Raw genomic sequence first — 22,766 nt, forward strand, 5'->3', positions numbered from 1 at the left:
TATGAAGCTAACACAGACCATTATCATCGGCTTGACTGGCTTACTCTCTTCGTTAGTGTGGGCCAAAGATGCGAGCATTCAAACGGGCTACTTTATTGACGCCCCAGTCACTGGGCTGCACTATCAAACCAGCTCTGACCTACAAGGCACCACCGATAAAGGGGCATTTCAATTTCGCCGTGGCGATGTGATCAGTTTTTTTCTTGGCCAAGGAGAAGAGCGGTACTTACTTTCGACGGTTTCAGCCCAAGAGGTCATCACTCCGACCGCCATTTCGACCAAACCAAGTCGTAGCATAAACATCACTCGCTTACTGCTGTCACTGGATGCAACGCCAAAAGACCGGCAAGAAATACTGCTACTCGATGAGCAGCTCAGTGATACTCAATTTCAGCAGCGTTTAAAGCAAATCGACTTAAATCAGTTGGTCGATGAAGAGTTACAACAGTTGCAACTGGCGCAATTAGCCTCGGTTAACGAAGCCGTCGAGCACCTTAATCAAAGCCAACAGTATATCGAAGCGAACTTCCAATCTGATGAAGTGATTTTTGAGCCCTTAGATCGCATGTTGCAAAACGTGATTATTAAGCAACGAGATGGCAATGGTCGAATTTGTGCCTACGACCTGAGATTGCAAAAACACCCCAAATATCAGCCGCCAATAGGCAGCCTCAACTACAAGGTTACTGCTCAGGCTGTGGTCGAATATCCGAGTATCGGTGATCGGTTCGAAGGCTGCTATATTCAGCCAAGCGAAAGTAAGCAAGTCATCACCACCGCGCTCTCCCATTACCCAGATGCCTTTGGGACGTTCCACTGTGCTAACCGAGGCTGTACCCGCAATGATCTGAACGGCTTTTCTATCGATGACTTCAATGATGAAGGCGATTGGAAATATCGCTCTATTGCGATCAACTTTGACCCTACAACACAACTGCTTATGGAAAAGTCTCAAGGTCTCGGCATGACGGACAATATCCGTCATGCCAACAAAGGTGAACTGCTTTGGTTTACTTTCCCAAAGGAGAAATATACCCAGCTCAATTATCAAGGCGTATGGCGCGAAACTCGCTACCAAGAGGGAGAGATGGTCGATAACTGCTTATTGGTCGACAACGGTCGTATTAAGCAAGCAGATTTACATCAGCAACGCTGCCCTGCCGATCGCGACGCCTATCAGCTGGATGTCACCCGAGAGCATGCTGACATGTGGTGGGTGAAAGCGGATACAACCCATGCCTCAATTGAGCAACTTAACCTGATTGTTCGCTGGTACCGCCCTCGAGACCCGCAGCCTTTGTACACCACATGGGAGTATTTACCTGCCGGAAAGAACTGGGATAAAGGCGTTTTATATCGCTATCAACAGACCTTAGCACACGACCAGAAAGGCACAGAGCAACTCTACACCTACTCGATATCTGAATACGTTAAAGTAAAGGAGCACCTCTAATGGCTTCAGCGACGTCGCTCACTCAAATCATCCAGCTTTGGCAGGCTGGTGATAAAGAAGCAGAAAACCATCTATATCAATTTGCTTACTTGCAACTGCGTAAAATTGCACAACAGGAACGTGCACGCAACGCCAAAAAGTATGGCGATGAGAACGATGTATTGGCCGACAGTGTCAACAGCACCACCGCCCTAATTCACGAAGCCTATCTCAAAATGTCTAACGCGGATCTGAGCGATGTTCAATCACAGCGTGAGTTTTATCTAATGGCCGCTAAAATTATGCGCCAAATTCTGATTGATAATGCCCGATCCCATCAGGCGCAGAAGCGCCAACAGCAAGCCAAAGAGCATGACTGCCAAGAGAAAAAGTTTGAACAGTTGTTTATCCTCGATCGTGCATTGGACAACTTCAGCGCTCGTTATCCGCGTCAATCCAATGCGCTGAAGTTAAAATATCTGATGGGCCTGAAAAACCAAGAGATCAGTCAACTCCTGCAATGCAGTGATAGTTTGATTGAGAAAGACCTCAAGTTTTCTCGCAGTTGGCTGCAAGCAAGAATGGCGGTGTAATGAAAAAGCGAGCCGCTCTCAGTATGCTTGTCGTCGCCGTTGGCGTAACTTGGCTACAACTGGATTCCACCAATAATCTGCCAAAAGCTGCCGAATTTACGCAGCCAGAGCCGCGCGAGTTCATCTCGTCAGCCTCGACATCAACATCGTTAAACATCAAAGCAACACTTAAACCGACACACGACGCGCGCATTGACGCCACCAGCTCTGACAAGCAAAGCCAAACGCAAGCCGATTCAACCAGCATCACTGAAGCCAGCCTTACGGAAACAGACGCTGAAGCGTTTGACTACCTGCCCGCGACCAAAACACTGATTGGCACTAAAGGTAACGCAGACTTGGCAGCAACGGGGAATCAACCACCGTTTATCGTCGAGTCGGTGTATCAGCAACTCACTCAACAAGTCGCCAACTGGACAATCCGCGAAGGACAACCAATGCGACTGCAATTAAACGTCGCCAACTTGTTTGACGACCCAGACAACGACTTACTGACGACCCGAGTAGAGCTTAACCTCAATGGCGGTAAAGTGTCTGGCGGTCAAACCCTAACCATTTACGGAGCGCCAAAAGCAACCCATTTACCTTCACTGACCATCTCAGCCAAGGACAGTTATCACGACGTGGATGCTTGGGTCAGTGCGCGGTTCAGCCTTCCCTTGTCTGAACAGGGCGAGAGCTTAGCACACCCGTTGGAAGGCGATGTCATCTATCGCTTGGAAACCAGCAATGAGCTCAATGGTCAATACACCCTCTACGAAGTGGTCTATTGCCAAGCATTTAAGTTCAGCCAGCAAGAGGTCTATTTCGCGTCATCCGACAACAAGACCCATTGTCCGAAAGAGACGCAACTCAACAAAATTGGCAGCTACCATATCGAAGGCGATAAATTGATTGTGGCTAGCCAACTCTCGACTCTGGATGCGAATCAAATCTGGCAAGTAAAACATCAGTACCCTTCAAAGCACACCCCCGACATCACCAACTATTTTGTTGCCGTCGACAATGGCAACCACTATGAAAGCTACACCATGCAAAAGCAGGCAAGCGAAATGGAGAAGCGCCTCAATGCTGTGACCGGCGAAGTGCAGTTTCAGATCACCATGTTCGATTATCTACTGCCACTGCCCGATGACCAATATTTGCCTATCGAAGTTGGGAACTACCTATTTGATCTCGGCCACTCAAATGCGGGACCGAATAACGAAACGCTCGATTCTGACCTGAACATCGTGGCAGGTACCACCAATCTTAGCTGCGCCACCATCGCTCAGTGGTATCAAATGGATGTGGTAGGAGGGCAAGGCGAGTATGGCATTGAATTGATATCGACCTCAGACCGCTCAAACCCGGCTTACCGTGTCGAGTGTATCGAGTTCATTAGCAACCCGAACTCCCAGCGCGTATCTTTGGCCTTTGATGGTGCCTATAGCCCCTACGATAAGTTCGTCGATGGCGAAATATACAGCTACATTCTTCGCCCCAAACCTCAATACGCACAACGCGTCGAAGAGTTGAAGATCAATATGCATTATCGCTCTCCACGCTAATCCCCTCACCGAGCGATAAGACAGCAAAAAATCACAAATAAATTTACGGTTTTTAGGCCACTTTTCGTGTCTTGTGTTTCGCAAGCAGAGGTTATAAAAAGTGACCAATTTATCAACGAAATAAACTTTAGGCTTAACTTCTTAATTCGTTGAAGACTTACAAAAAGCTTAGACAAGCAAGGAACTATTCAGAATGAAAAAAATCAGTTTACTGGCAACATCAGTCGCAATTGCATTAACCGGTTGTGGTGGCGGCTCTGGTGGCGGCAGCAGTGATGGCAATACCACTCGAGATGGTGTGGTACTGACAGGCTTTGATGGCTACTTTAAAAATGCCGTGGTTTTTGTTGATAACAATAATAATGGTCAATGGGATCAAGCAAGCGATACGTTCCTAGGTTTGACTGACAGTCGCGGTCAACTCAATGTCGGCTCGACCAAGCCTGAAGGTACACTTGCGATTCAAACCTTAACGCCAAATGGTGCTGCACAAAGTAAACTGATCGCTTTGGATGCCGAAAAATACGCCGGCGTGTACACCGTGGACATGGACCTGCCAGGTCAACCAATGGAACACGAACTGGTATTCCGCGCCCCGAACTCATCCAATGTCATTTCTCCGATAACAGACCTTGTCGCGATTGAAATCGAAAGCGGTAAGTCACTGGAAGAAGCTGAAGCCGCGGTCACAGAGGCACTAACTGGTCAAACTGACGGCGAAATCGACCTCTACTCTGATTACGTAGAAGGCGCACAAGCGGACGCTAAACTGCACAAAACCGCACAAATTCTGACCGAGACTAAAGCTGCAAACCCAAATACTTATCAAGGCTCCGCGACTGAAATCGCTAAACAAGCCGATCAAGCAGTCGAAGAAATCGCAGAAAACAATCCTGATCTGCTTGATGAAGACAGCTTTAAACCAGTGGTTCCTGTAGCAGGTGACGGCTCGGTTACACCTATTCCAAGCGATACAATTGAAAATCCAAGCTTTAAAACCACGGTTAATGATGACGTCTATGACGCTATTCAGGATGCTATCGATACGCTTGAGTTAGAGCTAGGAATGCCAGGCTCAAGGGATTACTTTATTGAGCTAGACCTAACTGGCTTGTTTGAAGACAAAGACGTTGAAGAGATTGACTTAGGCTATATCAAAGTCGACGGCAGTTCACTGGACGGCAGTAACATCCAAACGGTTTATAATTACCAAACTAATAAACTCAATATTGGTGTCAGCCCAAGTGCTGAAATTACCAAAGCCGGTGAGTTCGAAATCATCGTCATGGTCGGCAACTCAGACGATACCAATTACACTCCTGCGTATTTCACATTAGACGTTGATGAAGGCGAAGCAGAAGCGCCAGAGTATTCGGAAGATACGCTAGCTGGTCTGCAAGATGGGGCTTCGCTATGGCAACTGGTGAAAGGTCAAGACCTAGGCGAAGGCTATAGCCTTGATTTCTCTGAACTGTTTAGTGGCGATAGCGAACTGACGCTAAGCTTCTCCTCAAATGCAACCAGCAATGGCCTCATCTTTGATGCGATGGGTTCAGGCCTTATTGGCGTTCAAGGTACACCGACTCGCTCCGCTGACGAAGATGACACTGAATACACCATCAAACTAATCGCCACAGATCAATCAGGTCTAGTGACATCGGTTGAAATCGAGCTGCCAGACGTTCAACAAGCCGCAACACCAGAGCCAGGTCCACTGCATCCATTAGAAGGTAAAGAGTTCTTCTTTATAGAAACCGCTGAAGAGGAAGATGATTCCGATTTAAACTACTGTGTATCATTCAAGTTCGAACAAGGTAAAGCCTACTTCACCGCAGAAAACTACGCGGGTGACATGACGAATACTTGTGCACCACTATCCACTTCAGTAGGTGCGGAATACACAGTAAATGGCGATATCATCACCATGGACGAAGGCGGCGAAGATCCAATGACGTTTGAGCTGCTGCATAAAACAGGTAACGATGGTGAAGCGCGTTACATCATCAAGACTGTCGAGCTGAATGAAGACGAGGATAACTACCCGTCAACCTTCGAAGCTTACGATAACAAGCCTGAAGCAGAACGACGCATTAACCTGACGTCAAACTCCAACTGGGAAAACCGTGTTACGACTTCTAGTTTGTGGGTAGCAGGCGAATACGTTGATGTGAACATGACCTTACAGATGGAGAACGATGGTCAGCAAGGCGACCTTGATGTCTACTTTGACCGCAAGGATGGCGGCAACATCACATGTGATGATGTTAACGAACTATTTAGCTCTCGTTATGCTAGCGATGCGAATGCCACTCAGTGTTTCGATGATGAAGAAAATGATGTCAAATTTGCAGTGTTTGACTTCGACTACTCTTCAACATTGGTCAACGATAAAGTTTATGCGATTCGCCTAGACAGCGCTGATGCGGATAAAGCACAACACATCAACTTCAACGTTACTTTTGATGGTAATAGCTTCGAAGAGTAAGCATGCCATCATAGATTATTGAACTAGAATCCAAGCCCCGTCTCGACGGGGCTTTTTTACGTCTCATCCATGCTCCAACAATGAACTAACTTCCATGAGGTGCGTAACAAACAACAGTATTCACACTAAGGAGCTCGTTATGAACCTGCTTATAGAATCATTTGAAGGTGGCATCTACCTCGCCTACCGTGTTGAAAACGAACACAAATACCTAATTAGAGATGAAGAGCAGCATCCGCTCAAGTTTCTCAGCCTAGAGCAAATCCGTCACCATTTCCGCGATGACAACTTCTCTTCTGCCACTCTTATTCACAACAATGCCTACGACGAAATGTGTGGTGAGGACGATGGAAATTCTCCCCCACTCGAGATCGATTTATGCTGGCACTGAGAATGCACTAGGCCAACCGAAATCGGTTGGCCTATTTGTATGCCTATACACCTCGGCCACTGCGCTGTTGTCTACGCTTTACATTGGCTTCTTTAACTAAGTAATCAAACAATGGAGCAAACAAGTTAGCAAATAATATCGCTAGCATAATGCCTTCCGGATAGGCTGGATTCAGCACTCGAATTCCCACCGTCATTACGCCAATTAAGAAGCCGTAGGCCCATTTACCTTGATTCGTAAATGCGGCAGAAACAGGATCGGTAGCCATAAAAAACGCGCCAAATGCTAATCCGCCAAGCACAAAATGCCAGTAGAAAGGCATAGCAAACATGGTATTGGTGTCTGAGCCAATCAGGTTGAGTAGACTCGACGCGACAACAACGCCAAGCAGTAGCCCAGTAACAATGCGCCAAGAGGCAATTTTCATCGCAATGAGCACTCCACCACTCAGAGCAATCAACAAGGTCGACACTTCCCCCATTGAGCCCGGAAGGTTACCAATAAAGGCGTCGGCCCAAGTAATTGCTTCCCCTGTCATGTTGTTAATCAACGCACTGCCTCCCGCGTCGTACCACTGGCTTAACGGTGTCGCACCAGAGTAACCATCAGCGGCAACCCATACTGCCCCTCCAGACATGTTGGCAGGGTAAGCAAAATAGAGAAACGCTCTTCCCGCCAACGCTGGGTTAAGAAAGTTACGTCCGGTACCACCGAATATTTCTTTTGCCACCACAATCCCGAAAGTGATCCCGAGAGCGGCCTGCCACAATGGGATAGTTGGCGGCAATATGAGTGAGAAAAGCACAGAGCTGACAAAGAAGCCCTCATTCACTTCGTGCTTACGAACAATAGCAAACAGCACTTCCCAGAAACCACCAACAACAAATACAGTGGCATAGACAGGGAGAAAGTAGCTTGCCCCTAACGCCATTTGACTCGCCCAGCCACTTTCTGCCATGACCTGTGGAGAGCCGAACAACCAGCTCAGGCGCCAACTGGCCTCAATGACAGACAATAACTCGGCTTGTGAGTAACTGACGAGCAAAGCACTCACCGCCTGATGGCCAGTGTTGTACATGCCCCAAAACATGGCAGGAAAGGTCGCTAGCCACACCATGATCATAATGCGCTTTAAATCGATGCTATCGCGGACATGTGTTCGGCCTTTATTGACCATTCCGGGGGTGTAAAAAATCGTTGCGGCCGCCTCGAACAGAGGATAGAAACGCTGGTATTTTCCTCCCGGTTCAAAATGCGGTGCCATCTGCTCTAGTTTGCTTTTCAGATTCATCATCTCAACCACCTTTTATTTGTTTGAGCTGCTTTTTGTTACGCACATAGTCAGTTATTGGGACAAGTTTCTGTCTCAATTTTGAACATTTCTTTTGTTCGTCCGTAAGCACTAATGTTGGCACCTAGAGGAGTGCATTATGGATACGCTAGCGATTGACCTCGCCCGATTTCAATTTGCCTTTACGGTCTCTTTTCACATTATTTTTCCCGCCTTTACGATTGGTTTGGCGAGTTATCTAGCTGTTTTAGAAGGGCTTTGGCTTAAAACGGGTCAAGACAAGTATCTGCAAATATATAAATACTGGCTGAAGATTTTCGCCATCAGCTTCGGTATGGGCGTGGTGAGCGGCATTGTGCTGAGTTATCAATTCGGCACCAACTGGAGCGTGTTTGCTGACAAAACCGGCCCAGTCCTCGGCCCATTGATGGGCTATGAAGTCTTTACCGCATTTTTCCTTGAGGCTGGTTTTCTCGGTGTGATGTTGTTTGGCATGGAGAAAGTCGGTAAAAAGCTTCATTTCGCCGCAACCTGCATAGTAGCTTTCGGTACCTTCCTTTCTGCTTTCTGGATTCTGTCCGTCAACAGCTGGATGCAAACACCTGCAGGCTATGCCATTGATGATGCTGGTCAATTCATCCCTAAAGACTGGGGAGAGATCGTCTTTAATCCCTCTTTCCCTTATCGCTTAGTGCACATGTTACTGGCCGCCTACCTGACCACTGCGTTTGTTGTTGCAGCCGTCGGGGCCTATCACTTACTAAAAGCACCGCATAACCCACTTGCCCGAACCATGTTTTCAATGGCGATGTGGATGGCAGCCATCGTCACCCCCATTCAAATCGTCGCGGGAGATTTGCACGGTCTAAATACGCTAGAGCATCAACCTGCCAAAGTCGCCGCAATGGAAGGACATTATCAAAGTCATGTCGGAGCCCCGCTGATTTTGTTTGGCATTCCAAATGATGAGCAACAACGCATGGATTACAAAGTGGAAATTCCCAATCTGGGTAGTTTGATTCTCACTCACGATTGGCAAGGCGAGATCAAAGGACTCGATGCCTTTCCAGCCGAGCAACGCCCCCCTGTCAGTATCGTCTTTTGGAGCTTTAGGATCATGGTAGGCCTAGGACTCACTATGCTGCTTATTGGTCTATACAGCTTGTGGCTAAGACAGCGTAAAACTCTCTTCCAACCCAACTGGTTTCACCGCTTATGTGTCCTCTTCGGCCCTGCTGGGTTTATCGCAGTCCTTGCTGGCTGGGTCACCACAGAAGTAGGTAGGCAGCCTTACACCGTCTACGGACTACTCACAACTGCACAATCAGCCTCACCGATAGACGCTGCAGCGATCAGTGTCTCACTCACGGCCTTCATCGTGGTTTATTTGGTGATTTTTGGTGCTGGATTTTTCTATCTCATTCGCCTGATGCGTAAGTCACCAACCCGCTATGAGCAAGCACTAGAGAGCAGGCTGCCAGATGGCACACCTTCGTCCCCCGTTTCACACTCCAACCATCTGACCTAGGAGGCCGATCATGGACTATGCACTGATTTGGTATGCTCTGATTGGCCTTGCCGTGCTAATTTACGTCATCTTAGATGGCTTTGACTTAGGCATTGGCATTCTGTTTCCGAGTGCTCACAGTAAACAGGAGCGCGACCTAATGATGAACAGCATTGCGCCAGTCTGGGATGGAAATGAAACTTGGCTCGTACTGGGTGGCGGTGGGTTATTTGCCGTTTTTCCTTTGGCATACGCTGTGGTCATGCCTGCGTTGTACGCTCCGCTCATCATTATGCTGCTCGGGTTGATTTTACGCGGCGTCTCATTCGAATACCGCTTTCGCACCAAGCGCGGTATTTTTCTCTGGGATAGCGCCTTTTTCATCGGCTCTTTGATGGCGACCTTAATGCAGGGAATTATGTTGGGAGCACTACTGCAAGGCATTAGTGTAGAAGGCAGAGCGTACGCAGGCGGTTGGTTCGATTGGCTATCACCCTTTACCTTGTTTTGTGGCTTGGCGTTGATGTGCGCTTATATTTTGCTGGGCGCATGCTGGCTATTGATTAAGTTACCGCATGATTTGGTCAATCGTTACTACTCTTTAGCGCGCCGCTGGGGCGTGGCGCTGGTCGCTTGCATTGTGTTAGCCAGTATTTGGTTGCCATTCACGAACGAACTGATCGCGTTACGTTGGTTTAGCTTTCCTAATACACTGATTCTTATTGCCATTCCAATAGGTGCGGGGTTATGCATTTGGCAATTATTTGAATCCTTACTGGCACATCGAGCCGTGCGTGCCTATTTGTTTGCCATCGCTTTGTTTGCCATTTCAGCCCTTGGTTTTGGCGTGAGTACGTTTCCTTACCTAGTGCCCTTTGCTCTTACTTATCAACAAGCCGCAGCACCAGATTCAAGCCTTATATTTCTTCTTGTCGGTGCCGCGGTACTGTTGCCGCTTATCATCGCTTACAGCGCGTACTCCTACTGGGTATTTCGAGGTAAGCTTAAACACGATGAAGGGTACCACTGATGAAAAGACAAACTGCGATTCAATGGGGATGGTTCGTGGCTTTATGGCTAGTAAGTATCGCCAGCTTAACCCTGCTGGCTTCACTCATTCGCTGGGTTCTGCTGTAAAGTAAAAAAGCAGGCGTTGCGCCTGCTTTTGATTGTTCCAGCTACTTAACGCACATAACGTTGAGTAATGAGGAGCCCTTGAGCTGATTCACTTTACCGCTGTAGAAAAGACCTGCCTTTTCTTCTCCCCAATACGGCAGGTGCATTGGCCAGTTGTTTTTCGCCATCACGCCCGAATCTAACAAAGCTTTCCACTCTATAGGCGTAGCCAAACGCATACCTTGTCGATAACAGGTTTTGTAAGCTTGCTCATAACTCATTCGATTCCAAGGTAAGTCATGCTCCATATAAAACTGGTCATCACTAAACAGCAGGTAAGGGACTAGGTAATGGACGCCATTAATGTCGGCCGTTAGCCTCACTGAAACGTCACTGTCTGGCTTGGCTTTATTCTCAGACATCGACTTAGCAGGCGCAACAGCCGCCGCAGCAACGGGAGCTTTCACCGCAACGGGCTCTGGCTTAACCTTGGCGACTTTAGGTTGTGGCTTAGGCTTAGCCGCTGGCTTCGTCTGTTTAACAGGCTGCCCCTTAATAATTTCACGAATGAAGGCTTCTTTATAACCGGGCTCTTGCTTCACTTTATTCAGTTCAGAGCGAGCTTGGTTAAAATCTTGGTATGGACCAATTAAGCAGCGAAATGCCTTTGCTTCAGGTTTTAACCAAACATCCGTTGAGATGTGTTGATACAAGGTCTTGGCTTTGCTGAGCGATAATGGCTTGCTATAGACACCACATTGAATCCAAAACTGCGATTGATCACTCTTGGGTTGCTGCTTGCCCCATAACCCTTTACCGATAGGACAAGAGGTATCCAATTGAGGCAAAGCCTGGGTTGATGCCTGAGTCGCATCACATAAAAACTCTTCTGCTAACGTAGGCGCAGAGAATGCTGGCAAAGCCAATAACGCTATGCTCAACAGTTTCACTAAAGGTTGCTTTGGCTGCGCAGCCATTTTCATTTTCATACTCTTAGTTTAAACCTTCTGTTTCATATCTACGCACTGAGACAGTGTGACATTTTTGACGGTTCATGGCTGAGACAATTTAGATGCAAAAAAAGAGCCGCAACATGTTACGGCTCTTAGTTTAGTGAGGTTTTTAGTTGAAAATCTAAGGCTTAGATCACCCTTTGTAGATTTTCGGGTTAAATACATCGCGTAACCAGTCACCCAATAGGTTAATCACCAGTACCAATGTCACCAATACAATGCCCGGGAAGGCGGTGATCCACCAAGCACCAGAGAAAATGTAATTAAAGCCAATGCTGATCAGAGCACCCAGAGACGGCTGATCGACAGGTAAGCCTAATCCTAGGAAAGAAAGTGCCGCTTCTGACATGATGGCATTTGCCACCTGTACGGTCGAGATGACCAAGATAGGCGACAGACAGTTAGGCAGAATATGACGGAACATGATGCGTGGAGCCTTAAAGCCCATTACACGTGCGGCTTCTACATACTCTTTTTTCTTCTCTGCCAATACCGATGCGCGAATAGTACGGGCATACTGAGGCCACTCTGCAACACCAATGATGACCACCAGCATAACAACAGCATATTGGCTGTAGAAATCACTACCAAAGCTGGCTTTAAAAATGGCCGACACAATGATCGCAACCATCATGGTCGAGAAAGAAAGCTGTACGTCGGCGAAACGCATTAAGAAACTATCGATACGGCCACCAAAGTAACCCGCAGAGAGTCCAATCACGATACCAAGTACCAACTGTAAGCCTACTGCAAGGAAACCAATGGTCAGGGATAAGCGCGAGCCATAAAGAATTGTCGAAAGAATGTCGCGCCCTTGCTCATCGGTACCAAGCAAGAAATTCTCGTCCCCATCTTCCATCCATGCTGGTGGAAGTTCTGAATCCATAATATCAATCGACGACAAGTCGTAAGGATCCGTGGGAGAAATAACCGGTGCGGCAAGCGCCATCACTAAGAACAACATGAACACGGTAAAGCTCGCCATTGCCACTTTATCGCGCTTGAAGTAATACAAGAAATCCGATTGTTTAAATCGCTCCCAACGAGAAGGAGCGGCTGCTGTTTGACTCATGATTAAGCTCCTTTACCTGTGAGATTTACGGTCGGGTTGATGATGCCGTATAGCAAGTCAACGATGGTATTTGTCACTACGAAAATCAGACCAACGAAAATAACGTAAGCTGTGATTAACGGTGTATCCACACGGTTGATTGCCTCTAGGAAAAGGAATCCGGTTCCAGGCCATTGGAATACCGTCTCGGTCAAAATGGTATACGCCACCATTGTACCTATCTGTACACCACCGACAGTCAAAACTGGCAGCATGGTGTTTTTCAAAGCATGCTGATAGTAAATCTTGTTCAGAGCTAAACCTTTCGCTTTACCGAATTTGATGTACTCAGAGCTCAACACTTCAAGCATTTCAGAACGTACCAAGCGAATAAACAGCGGAAGCATAATGGAAGCGAGAGCAATACAAGGTAGAACCAAGTGTGCTAAGCCATCGAGAGTAAAGAATCCAGATTCCCACCCAAATACATTGGCTGTTTCACCTCGTCCATAGGACGGTAACCAGCCGAGCTCAATCGAGAAGACATACATCAACATGATTGCGGTTAAGAAAACCGGAATCGAAATCCCGATACTACTGCCCGCCATCACTATTTTGGTAAATATGCTTTTTGGGTGAATGGCCGAGTAAACACCGAGAGGAATAGAACAGAAAACGATAATTAAGGTCGCACCAAACACCAACTCTAGTGTTGCGACTAATTTATCCAGAATCACTTCAACCGCCGGGCGCTTGAAGAAGTAAGAAGTACCTAAATCACCTTGCAGCGCATTGCCAACAAAGCGAGTGTATTTTGTAATGAAGGGATCATTCAGACCAAGTTCGTCACGCAAAGCTTGACGCTCTGATTCGGAAACCGACTGACCTACTAGCTCACGCAATGGATCGCCGAGGTTATCCTGAATGGCAAACGCCACTAAACTGATCACAAACATCACTATCAGTGCCTGAAACAGGCGCTTGACCAGAAACGAAAACATTCCTTGCCCCTTTAACTTTCCATAGATTTCAGTCTGCGAACCGTATCAATCCATTGAATAAAACTAGGATATTGGAACGCAATTTTCAGTCTTAAAAATGGCACCTAACCCGACTGAAACAGAGCTAAGCACCAAAAATCGACCAAGCACATTATCGTGCTTGGTCAAGTTCACTAATGATTATTTAACCACTAGGTCACCGAAGTATGGGAAGTTCATACCGTTGATGATTGGACCAATCTCAACGTTGCCTTTCGCTGCCCATGAAGGATCTTGCCAATGTAGAGGAACAAACGCCGCTTCATTGTATAGAATCTCTTCAACTTTCTTCAGTGCCGTACTACGCTTCGCTAGATCTGTCATCTTGTTGGTCTCTTCGATCAACTTATCTACTTCTGCGTTTGAGTAGTGGCCACAGTTGTACTGACCTTTACCTGTTTCCGCATTACGCGTCATTGCTAGGAACTCAGTGAAGTTACCTGAATCTTCTGTATCTGGGTGCCAGCCGATCATTAGCATATCTGCTGCACACTTATCGAATTCAGGCCAGTACTGAGCTTTAGGCATAGTCTTAAGATCAACTTTGATGCCAATCTTAGATAGCATTGCCGCCGATGCTTGAGCGATCTTGTCATCGTTCACGTAACGGTTGTTTGGCGCCATCATAGTTAGCGTAAAGCCGTTCTCGTAACCCGCTTCTTTCATCAAGGCTTTTGCTTTCTTAAGATCGTAACGAGGTTTTAGGTCTTCGTTATAACCAACGAAACCTACTGGGCTCTGCTGACCTGCTGCAGTCGCTGCACCCTTCATTACTTTCTTAGTGATACCTTCGTTGTTGATTGCGTAAGTGATCGCTTGACGAACACGAACATCTTTCAGTGCTGGGTTGCTGTTTTGGTTCATTTGGAACGTAATGACACGCGTACCCGGCATTGTGTAAAGATCAACGCTGTCAGCTTTCTTGATACGCTTGTAGTCGTTTGGCGCAACTGGCGCAATCATATCAACATCGCCAGAAAGAAGGGCTGCAACACGCGTCGCGTCTTCTTTGATTGGCACTAGCGTAAGCTTATCTACGTTACCGCCTGAAGCATTGTCCCAGTAGTCATCAAAACGCTCAAAGGTCACTTTAACGCCCTGCTCACGTTGTGTAATGATGAATGGACCCGTACCCGATACGTTGGTTGATGCGTAAGAGTTACCGTGCTTCACTAGCTCGGCTTTGTCTTTACCATCTGCAGTTTGACCAGAGTAGAACTTACTATCCATTGGGAATAGGTAAGTCATTACGTTTTCTACCAATGGGTAAACGCCGTCAGTTTTCACTTCAACTTTGTAGTCACCCGCTTTAGTGATTGACGTGATAGGGCCAAAGATACCCTTGAAGTCAGGTGAGCTCTTCAGACGGTTAAATGTCCAAACAACGTCGTCAGCCGTTAACATGTTGCCAGAGTGGAATTTCACTCCTTGGCGAATGTTAAAGTGCATTGTTTCACCGTCGATACGTTCCCAAGATTCAGCCAAGCGAGGTTCAAATTCCATCTTCTGGTTAAAGCGGATTAGCGGGTCAAATACCATGTGAGACATTTGCAGCGTGCCACCAGATAGCTGCTCATGCGGATCCAGTGATACTGGGTCTGCGTCGTAAGCTACTGTGATATCTGCAGCTGCTGCGCCAAAGCTCAGGCCAGCTGCCATCAAAGCGACTGCTAGTTTGCTTTTCATGGTTTTCATGCATAACTCCTTATGCGGGAATCATCCCTAGTTGTTGTATTTGCTTCTGTTTATAGCCAGGTACTTGGTGGTACCTGGAAAAGTTAGACGGCTTATGCCGTTTTTACATCTTCTCTTAAGCCCGTAAACTCAGGCATTAAAGAAATCAGTTGTTTGCTGTATTCATGCTGTGGATTCTTAAACAACTGCTCAGTAGGTGCCACTTCGAGTAGCGTGCCCATTTGCATCACACCGACTCGATCGCACATCTGGCGAATAACCGGTAAATCGTGACTGATGAACAACATGGTGAGATTAAGCTCATCTTGCAAATCTTTGAGCAGATTAAGAATTTGTGCTTGAACGGACACATCCAGAGCAGATGTAGGTTCATCACAAATCAGTAAACGTGGACGCGTGGCTAGAGCACGAGCGATTGAAATACGTTGACGCTGACCACCAGAGAACTCATGTGGATACTTCACACCCGCCATTTGTCCTAGGCCAACATGATCCAACAGATCGTTGACGATCTGTCTGGTTTCCCCTTCGCTGTTAGTAAGCTTATGAAAACGAATAGGTTCCGCGATAATATCGAAAATCTTCATTCGCGGATTCATGGACGTGTATGGGTTTTGGAATACCATCTGCATCTGACGACGCAATGGGCGACGCTCTTTTTCCGACTTAAGTGAAGTGAGATCGATCCCCTCAAAAGTGACCTTGCCTGAGTTAGGCGCATAAAGACCAGCAATCACACGAGCAATGGTCGATTTACCCGAACCTGACTCGCCCACTAAACCAAACGTCTCACCTTCAAAAACTTCAAAGCTGACATTGTTTGATGCCTGTACATACTCACGGCGACTTTCGAATAAGGAGTCTTTAGTAACAAAACGTAGATTAACGTTCTCTACATTAAGTAATGAGCCAGTATAGTCGCGGTGGTCTTGGCTTTGGCCTAACCAGTGATTTTTGACATCGAGCGGCTCCATCTCCTGAGCTTCTTCGATATAAGACACCAGAGGGAAGCGATCGAGCTTCATATCGGAACGAGGAACGGCAGAAATGAGACTGCGAGTGTATGAGTGGTCTGGGTCACCGAGAACCTTTGCCGTCGGGCCAAACTCAACCAAATCACCACGGTACATGACGGCAACGCGGTCTGTCACATTGGAAACCACGCCCATATCATGGGTCACTAGCATACAACCGACATTGTTTTTGATGCACAACTCGCGGATCAAGCTAAGAATTTGGTCTTGAATAGAGACATCAAGCGCAGTGGTGGGCTCATCAGCAATGATAAGATCAGGTTCACCGGCAAGGGCAATCGCGATAACCACACGTTGACGCATACCACCAGAAAATTGGTGCGGGTACTGTTTTAGACGGTTTTCAGGCTGCGGAATTCCCACTTGCTGCATCAGCGAAAGCGCGCGTTGATAAGCCTCCTCATCCGTCACCTTCATATTGGCATGGATGGTTTCTTTCAACTGCTGCTCAACGGTAAATAGTGGGTTAAGGGACGTCATTGGGTCTTGGAATATAAAACCAATTTTTGACCCACGAACAGAACGCATCTGCTCTGGAGAAAGACCAGAAATCAGTTCTCCATCAAGATAAACGTCGCCGCTTGCGATACGACCGGGAGGACTTAGAAGGTCGATCACCGCATTACCGACTGTCGACTTGCCCGCTCCTGATTCACCAACAACACCAACGATTTCACCGCGCTCAATATTGAACGAGAGTGATTTCACCGCGGCATGTACACCGTGACGTGACGGGTACTCAATACGAAGGTTTTTAACTTCTAAAAGTGACATTAACCAGACCTCTACTGCTTTGGCAGCTTTCTGCCCTGTCTGAAATTGAATCCATTCAAGCCAGAGCGTATAGGTATAGCGTTCTGACAATTTATAAGCTCATCAATTTGGCAAAAAATTCACAGAAAAGCAACAAAGGTAGGATAAAAAGTTGAAATAGAACAAAAAACAAGCAGCTTAACAAAATAAATATGCAAAACTGCTATATCTTCCATTGGTCATACCTGCCTAAAAAGTGCAGCATAGACCAGTAAAACCCTTGAATTTTGGTTATTTGACATCGCATTTAGTTATAAGACAAAGCGAATATAAATTCAATTTACCAACCACCACAAGCGTTAACAAAATAAAAACATAAATCTACCTTAGCACCTTAATATAGATTTATAGACCACAAAGAGTCGTATTACCAAAATTTAAACAAAACAAAAAACACACAAACCAGACCGATCACCTACGATTATTTTCCGCGTAGTTTACTAGTGAATAATGCTTAAGTATGAGGCTCTAAAGGTTGGGCTCACTTTCTTGTGTAGGTATAAGCATGATCAATATGGCAGCCAATAACAGGCTGGCCGTGGTTGGGAATACAGAGAGTAAATTTATCTAACGACAGAAATGAAAAAAGCCTCAGTCTTTCGACTGAGGCTTCTTATAGTGGTCGGTGAAGAGGGATTCGAACCCCCGACCCTCTGGTCCCAAACCAGATGCGCTACCAAGCTGCGCTATTCACCGACAATGTATTTTTTTACTTGGTTTACGTTATAGAGGATCAACCCTCTGGTCCCGCTTATTCCAACAGCCGAGATGCGCTACAGACAACACTACTCACCGACTTATGTTTTGTCTCGACTTTAATTCAAGACAGGAAGCAAAGCTACCCTTCTCTATAAAAGAGAAAATGGGGTGGCTAACGGGATTTGAACCCGCGACAACTGGAATCACAATCCAGGGCTCTACCAACTGAGCTATAGCCACCACTGATTTTTACCGATAAACCTTTAGGCGAATGGTACGCCCGAAAGGATTCGAACCTTCGACCTTTGGCTCCGGAGGCCAACGCTCTATCCAACTGAGCTACGGGCGCATGCCCTATCGGCGGAGTGGAATAATACGTATATCACACTATGTCGTCTAGTACTTTTTCAACTTTTTTTATCGTTTGGTGCCTTTTTCAGCAATTAAAGTGTGATAAACCCCTATTTCCCATTATATAACTGATATGAAGGAGGTAACTTGCTGTTTATTGCAACAAGTTAACAGGATATAATCACCCATTGTTTACATTGATTTAACAGCAAACGCCTCGTTATATACGGGCCGTGAACTGCCGTTGGTCATAATCACACTCTAATAAATGGGTAAGCACGAACTTACCTTCAGGAATGTAAAGTGAGTTTAATGGATATGTCTCGAAAATTATTAACCGCTTTGGTCGCTGCGATCACTTTTTCTAGCGCCTCTTTTGCAGCAAGCGTAAGCCAAGAAAACTATGATGCTATTGCAGAACGTATTAAACCTGTTGGTGATGTTTACCTAGCAGGCGCGGAGCCAGTGAAAGCTGAGCCAACCGGCCCACGTGATGGTGCAGCCGTCTACGGTACTTTCTGTATCGCTTGTCACGCATCCGGTGTCAGCGGCGCACCAAAAACGGGTGACGCTGGAGATTGGGCTCCGCGTATCGCGCAAGGTAAAGATGTACTGGCAGACCACGCTATCAACGGCTTCAACGCGATGCCAGCAAAAGGTTCATGTATGGACTGTTCAGATGATGAAATCATCGCAGCAATTGAACACATGATCGAAGGGTTGTAATTCCACCCTATCGAAAGAGAAAAGGCTTGGTAAACACCAAGCCTTTTTTGTTTTTAGTTCTTATTAAACATAGCCTTTAGATTAGCGATATGTGCCTGCCCTTTTGCCATTCGCTCTTCGGCAGATTGTGGCTTCTTGGTTGCCTCCCACTCAACGTCATCAAAAGGTAATTCATCAAGGAAGCGGCTTTGAGTCGGTTTGATCAACTCACCAAATTGACGGCGCTCTTTACACATAGTGAAGGTCAATTCACGCTGAGCTCGAGTGATACCGACATACATTAGGCGACGCTCTTCCTCGACATTATCCTCATCGATACTGGTCTGGTGCGGCAAAATGCCTTCCTCAGAGCCAATCAGATACACATAAGGAAACTCCAAACCTTTTGACGCATGCAGCGTCATTAGTTGAACTGCATCGCTGTCATCGTCCTCTTCCCCGCGTTCCATCATATCGCGCAAGGTTAGGCGTTGAACGACTTCTTTAATGGTCTTCTCTTCTTGGTCATAGTTGTCACCTTCCAAATCGGCCACGATCCAAGAGTAAAGGTCGGACACGTTCTTCATTCGCATTTCTGCCGCTTTCGGACTCGAAGACGTTTCGTACAGCCAATCTTCGTAGTTAATATCTCGCACCAATGAGCGCACCGCTTCAACCGTATCACCGCGCTCCGCTTGGTCAGCAATTTTTACCAGCCACGCAGTGAATCGACGCAAGTTTTCAAGCCCCCGACCAGACAAGCTTTGCTCGAGTCCAAGTTCAAAACTTGCTTCAAATAAGCTTTTGCCGCGCATATTGGCGTAACTGCCCAGTTTTTCCAACGTTACTGGGCCAATTTCACGCCTTGGCGTATTAACAATACGCAAAAACGCATTGTCGTCATCTGGATTTACCAGCACGCGTAAGTAAGCCATGATGTCTTTGATCTCTGCTCGTGCGAAGAAAGATGTCCCGCCTGACAATTTATAAGGCACGCGGTTTTGCATCAGCGATTTTTCGATCAAGCGTGATTGATGGTTACCTCTATATAAGATCGCATAATCTTTATATTCGGTGCGATTTAAAAACTTGTGAGCAATCAGTTCACCCGTTACCCGTTCAGCTTCATGCTCTTCATTTTTAGCCAGCAATACTTTGAGCTTCTCACCATCTGGAATCTCAGAGAAGAGCGACTTCTCATATACGTGGGGGTTGTTTGCAATCAGAATGTTCGCCGCGCGCAAAATGCGGCTGGTTGAACGGTAATTCTGCTCAAGCTTAATCAAACGTAAGCTGGGGTAATCTTCACCAAGTAGCACTAGGTTCTGCGGCTTCGCACCTCGCCAAGAGTAGATCGATTGATCATCATCCCCTACGACAGTCAAACGCCCACGCTCACCAACAATTAACTTCACCAATTCGTATTGACTGGTGTTGGTATCTTGGTACTCGTCGACCAACAAGTAACGAATCCGATTCTGCCAGCGCTGGCGAACCTCTTCATTAGTGCGCAGCAATAGAACGGGTAACGCAATCAAGTCATCGAAATCGAGAGCGTTATAAGCCTTCATTTGTTTCTGGTACATCTCAAAGCAGAATGCAAATAACTGTTGCTGTTCACCTTTTGCTTGCGCTTTAACCTGGTCTGGCGTCAGCATGTCATTTTTCCAGTTGGAAATCGCACTCAACAAGCTACGCAGCAAATCTTTGTCACCATCGAGCTGTTTCTCCGTCAGCTCTTTGAGCAGCGCCAACTGGTCTTGATCATCAAAAAGCGAGAAACCTGACTTAAGACCCAGCGCCTTATACTCTCGTTTTATGATAGTCAGACCCAGTGTATGGAATGTCGATACCATCAACCCTTTGGCTTCATTCTTACCTAACGTCTGTCCAACACGCTCTTTCATTTCACGCGCGGCCTTGTTGGTAAAGGTTACTGCCGCAATGTTTCGCGCTTTGTAGCCACACTGCTGAACCAGGTAAGCAATCTTATTGGTAATTACACGAGTTTTACCTGAACCAGCACCGGCCAGTACAAGGCATGGTCCTGATACATATTTAACGGCTTCATCTTGTCTAGGGTTCAGCTTCATAGGTGTCTCAAAGGCGAAAAAAGGTGGCGCATATAATAATGGTGCTACAGATCGATTGCTATTGTTAATCGTAAAGCATTTACGCTTCCGTATTTTCTTAATCACAATAAATTTTGCTGATTAATTTAAATACTTTATTGCACAACTGTATAGTAGTTAGGCTATAATGAATGAACGTTCATTCATTGGTGGTGGGATCATGTCCAGTAACAGCCAAGTAGATAAGCGCGAGCAAATTTTGGCGGCGGCTGAAAAGCTGATTGCGGAGTCTGGCTTTCAGGGCCTATCCATGCACAAGCTGGCAAAAGAAGCGGGCGTGGCTGCAGGCACTATCTATCGTTATTTCTCAGATAAAGAGCACCTCCTCGATGAAGTACGTTTAATGGTGGTACAGCGTATTGCGACAGCCGTTCAAGCGGGAGTTAGCGACGATATGCCGTTAAAAGAACGCTATCGAACTATGTGGCTCAATATATGGAATCTAGCAGCATCCAATATTGATACCATAAGCAATCGCGTTCAATATGAGTCTTTACCCTGTGCAAATAAGCGCAACACTCGGGAACTTGAGCGAGAAATGTTTGCCCAAGTTGATCGCTTGTTCGTGCAAGGCAAAGAGCAAGGAATCTTTAAGCCATTAGATAACGAAATTTTATCGGGGCTAAGCTTCGAGGCGAGTGTCGCACTCTCTCGCAAGCATGCTTTGGGGTTTTATCAACTGGATGAAAAAGCGCTCGACGCTGCGATTGAAGCCAGTTGGGATGCAATAATTCAACATTAACTTGGAGTTCTAGTAAGAATGAAAAAGTGGACTTTCTTTATGTTACTTATCGCGATACTGCTGTTTGGCAGTGTGATAGGTTTCAATCTAATCAAGCAGCAGAAGATCGCTGAGTACATGGCGAATCTCCCTGAGCCAGAGTTTCCTGTGACGGTTACCGAAGTCCAGCCAGTAGACTGGGTTCCTGTAATCGAAGCGATTGGCTTCATCGAACCGAACCAAGGTGTGACCGTTGCCAACGAAACCAGTGGTGTGATCGATGAGATTACTTTTGATTCAGGCACTCAGGTAGAAGAAGGCCAATCTTTGGTATTGCTAGATTCCGCCGTTGAGAAAGCAAATCTAAAAAGTACTCAAGCGAAGCTGCCTGCAGCTCAAGCAAAATACAAACGTTACCAAGGTCTATACAATAAAGGCTCTATCTCAAAAGAAGCGTACGATGAAGCAGAAGCTAACTACTTCTCACTTCAAGCAGACATTGAGAGCCTAAAAGCATCGATTGACCGCCGTGAAATCAAAGCACCATTTGCTGGCGTTGTGGGTATTCGTAATGTTTACCTAGGTCAGTACCTGCAAGCTGGTACTGATATTGTTCGTTTGGAAGATACAAGCGTTATGCGCCTGCGTTTCACGGTTCCACAAACCGACATTTCTCGCATCAGCATTGGCCAAGCAATCGACATCTTCGTCGATGCATACCCAGAGCGCCCTTTCCAAGGTTCTATTTCGGCAATCGAGCCTGCGGTTAACGTTCAAAGCGGTCTGATTCAAGTCCAAGCAGACATTCCAAACAGTGATGGGAAACTGCGTAGCGGTATGTTCGCGCGCGCCAACATCATTTTGCCTAAGTTAGAAAATCAAGTAACGCTACCGCAAACCGCGATTACCTTTACTCTGTATGGCGATAACGTCTACATCGTAACAGACGTCGATGGTGAAAAACGCGTTAAGCAGAGTGTTGTTAAGGTTGGTGAACGTACAGCAGACATCGCACACATCTTAGAAGGCGTTAAACCGGGTGACATCGTGGTGACATCTGGTCAAGTTCGTCTAAGTAACGATGCGAAAGTTCGTGTAGTAGAAAGCGATGCGACTACTCCACCAGCTGAAACACCAATGCTGTAAT

Annotated in this window: 17 protein-coding genes and 3 tRNA genes; 10 read left to right on the forward strand and 10 right to left on the reverse strand. The window is 46.5% G+C overall.

Annotated elements, in window-relative coordinates; translation table 11 throughout:
* Position 1 precedes the first annotated feature (1 nt).
* The 5 genes from RH45_RS20060 to RH45_RS20080 all read left to right on the forward strand — a co-directional run bounded on the left by RH45_RS20060 (position 2) and on the right by RH45_RS20080 (position 6,451).
* Positions 2-1,453 carry a hypothetical protein gene (locus tag RH45_RS20060; protein ID WP_039958983.1) on the forward strand — a complete coding sequence of 484 codons (1,452 nt, stop codon included), beginning with the start codon at positions 2-4 and terminating at the stop codon, positions 1,451-1,453.
* Positions 1,453-2,025 (forward strand): ECF-type sigma factor, encoded by a 573-nt coding sequence (locus RH45_RS20065; RefSeq protein ID WP_008080865.1) that lies wholly within the window; start codon positions 1,453-1,455, stop codon positions 2,023-2,025. Before RH45_RS20060 ends, RH45_RS20065 begins: the two co-directional genes overlap by 1 nt.
* A complete protein-coding gene (locus RH45_RS20070; protein ID WP_008080866.1) occupies positions 2,025-3,575 on the forward strand; it encodes a hypothetical protein in 1,551 nt (516 codons plus the stop codon). Before RH45_RS20065 ends, RH45_RS20070 begins: the two co-directional genes overlap by 1 nt.
* A 193-nt stretch (positions 3,576-3,768) precedes the next feature.
* On the forward strand, positions 3,769-6,060 hold the full coding sequence (locus RH45_RS20075) for a hypothetical protein (RefSeq protein WP_008080868.1): 2,292 nt from the start codon (positions 3,769-3,771) through the stop codon (positions 6,058-6,060).
* 94 nt (positions 6,061-6,154) lie between these two features.
* On the forward strand, positions 6,155-6,451 hold the full coding sequence (locus RH45_RS20080; RefSeq protein WP_277422226.1) for a DUF6482 family protein: 297 nt from the start codon (positions 6,155-6,157) through the stop codon (positions 6,449-6,451).
* Positions 6,452-6,494: 43 nt separating this feature from the next.
* On the opposite strand, the gene RH45_RS20085 is transcribed toward RH45_RS20080, so the two are convergent.
* Entirely contained in the window at positions 6,495-7,742 is a 1,248-nt protein-coding gene (locus RH45_RS20085) for an NADH:ubiquinone reductase (Na(+)-transporting) subunit B (RefSeq protein ID WP_008080870.1), read from the reverse strand.
* 139 nt (positions 7,743-7,881) lie between these two features.
* On the opposite strand from RH45_RS20085, the gene RH45_RS20090 reads away from it, so the two are divergent.
* Positions 7,882-9,270 carry a cytochrome ubiquinol oxidase subunit I gene (locus tag RH45_RS20090; protein ID WP_008080871.1) on the forward strand — a complete coding sequence of 463 codons (1,389 nt, stop codon included), beginning with the start codon at positions 7,882-7,884 and terminating at the stop codon, positions 9,268-9,270.
* A 10-nt stretch (positions 9,271-9,280) separates the two neighbouring features.
* Complete coding sequence (gene cydB / locus RH45_RS20095; protein WP_008080872.1) at positions 9,281-10,279, forward strand: cytochrome d ubiquinol oxidase subunit II; 999 nt, start codon at positions 9,281-9,283, stop codon at positions 10,277-10,279.
* A gap of 148 nt (positions 10,280-10,427) precedes the next feature.
* On the opposite strand, the gene RH45_RS20100 is transcribed toward cydB, so the two are convergent.
* The 8 genes from RH45_RS20100 to RH45_RS20135 all read right to left on the reverse strand — a co-directional run bounded on the left by RH45_RS20100 (position 10,428) and on the right by RH45_RS20135 (position 18,059).
* Complete coding sequence (locus RH45_RS20100; protein ID WP_039958997.1) at positions 10,428-11,342, reverse strand: SPOR domain-containing protein; 915 nt, start codon at positions 11,340-11,342, stop codon at positions 10,428-10,430.
* Positions 11,343-11,511: 169 nt separating this feature from the next.
* Positions 11,512-12,450, reverse strand: a complete 939-nt coding sequence (locus RH45_RS20105) for an ABC transporter permease (protein WP_008080875.1) — start codon at positions 12,448-12,450, stop codon at positions 11,512-11,514.
* A gap of 2 nt (positions 12,451-12,452) precedes the next feature.
* On the reverse strand, positions 12,453-13,430 hold the full coding sequence (locus RH45_RS20110) for an ABC transporter permease (protein WP_008080876.1): 978 nt from the start codon (positions 13,428-13,430) through the stop codon (positions 12,453-12,455).
* A 180-nt stretch (positions 13,431-13,610) separates the two neighbouring features.
* A complete protein-coding gene (locus RH45_RS20115) occupies positions 13,611-15,164 on the reverse strand; it encodes an ABC transporter substrate-binding protein (RefSeq protein WP_008080877.1) in 1,554 nt (517 codons plus the stop codon).
* A 92-nt stretch (positions 15,165-15,256) separates the two neighbouring features.
* Complete coding sequence (locus RH45_RS20120; protein WP_008080879.1) at positions 15,257-16,972, reverse strand: dipeptide ABC transporter ATP-binding protein; 1,716 nt, start codon at positions 16,970-16,972, stop codon at positions 15,257-15,259.
* A gap of 658 nt (positions 16,973-17,630) precedes the next feature.
* Positions 17,631-17,707 (reverse strand) — tRNA-Pro (locus RH45_RS20125).
* 167 nt (positions 17,708-17,874) lie between these two features.
* Positions 17,875-17,950, reverse strand: a tRNA-His gene (locus RH45_RS20130).
* 32 nt (positions 17,951-17,982) lie between these two features.
* Positions 17,983-18,059 (reverse strand) — tRNA-Arg (locus RH45_RS20135).
* Positions 18,060-18,373: 314 nt separating this feature from the next.
* On the opposite strand from RH45_RS20135, the gene RH45_RS20140 reads away from it, so the two are divergent.
* A complete protein-coding gene (locus tag RH45_RS20140; RefSeq protein WP_008080881.1) occupies positions 18,374-18,787 on the forward strand; it encodes a c-type cytochrome in 414 nt (137 codons plus the stop codon).
* 53 nt (positions 18,788-18,840) lie between these two features.
* Here RH45_RS20140 and rep read toward each other — a convergent pair whose 3' ends face one another.
* Positions 18,841-20,859, reverse strand: coding sequence for a DNA helicase Rep (rep, locus tag RH45_RS20145; protein WP_008080883.1), 2,019 nt, complete (start codon positions 20,857-20,859; stop codon positions 18,841-18,843).
* 199 nt (positions 20,860-21,058) lie between these two features.
* Here rep and RH45_RS20150 point away from each other — a divergent pair, with 199 nt between their 5' ends.
* Together RH45_RS20150 and RH45_RS20155 are read left to right on the forward strand one after the other, a co-directional pair.
* Positions 21,059-21,640 (forward strand): TetR/AcrR family transcriptional regulator, encoded by a 582-nt coding sequence (locus RH45_RS20150; protein ID WP_008080884.1) that lies wholly within the window; start codon positions 21,059-21,061, stop codon positions 21,638-21,640.
* Between the two features lie 18 nt (positions 21,641-21,658).
* Complete coding sequence (locus RH45_RS20155; protein WP_008080886.1) at positions 21,659-22,765, forward strand: efflux RND transporter periplasmic adaptor subunit; 1,107 nt, start codon at positions 21,659-21,661, stop codon at positions 22,763-22,765.
* The last annotated feature ends 1 nt before the right edge of the window (position 22,766 follow it).

It is taken from the genome of Vibrio sinaloensis DSM 21326 (assembly GCF_000189275.1).
Taxonomy (GTDB): Bacteria; Pseudomonadota; Gammaproteobacteria; order Enterobacterales; family Vibrionaceae; genus Vibrio; species Vibrio sinaloensis.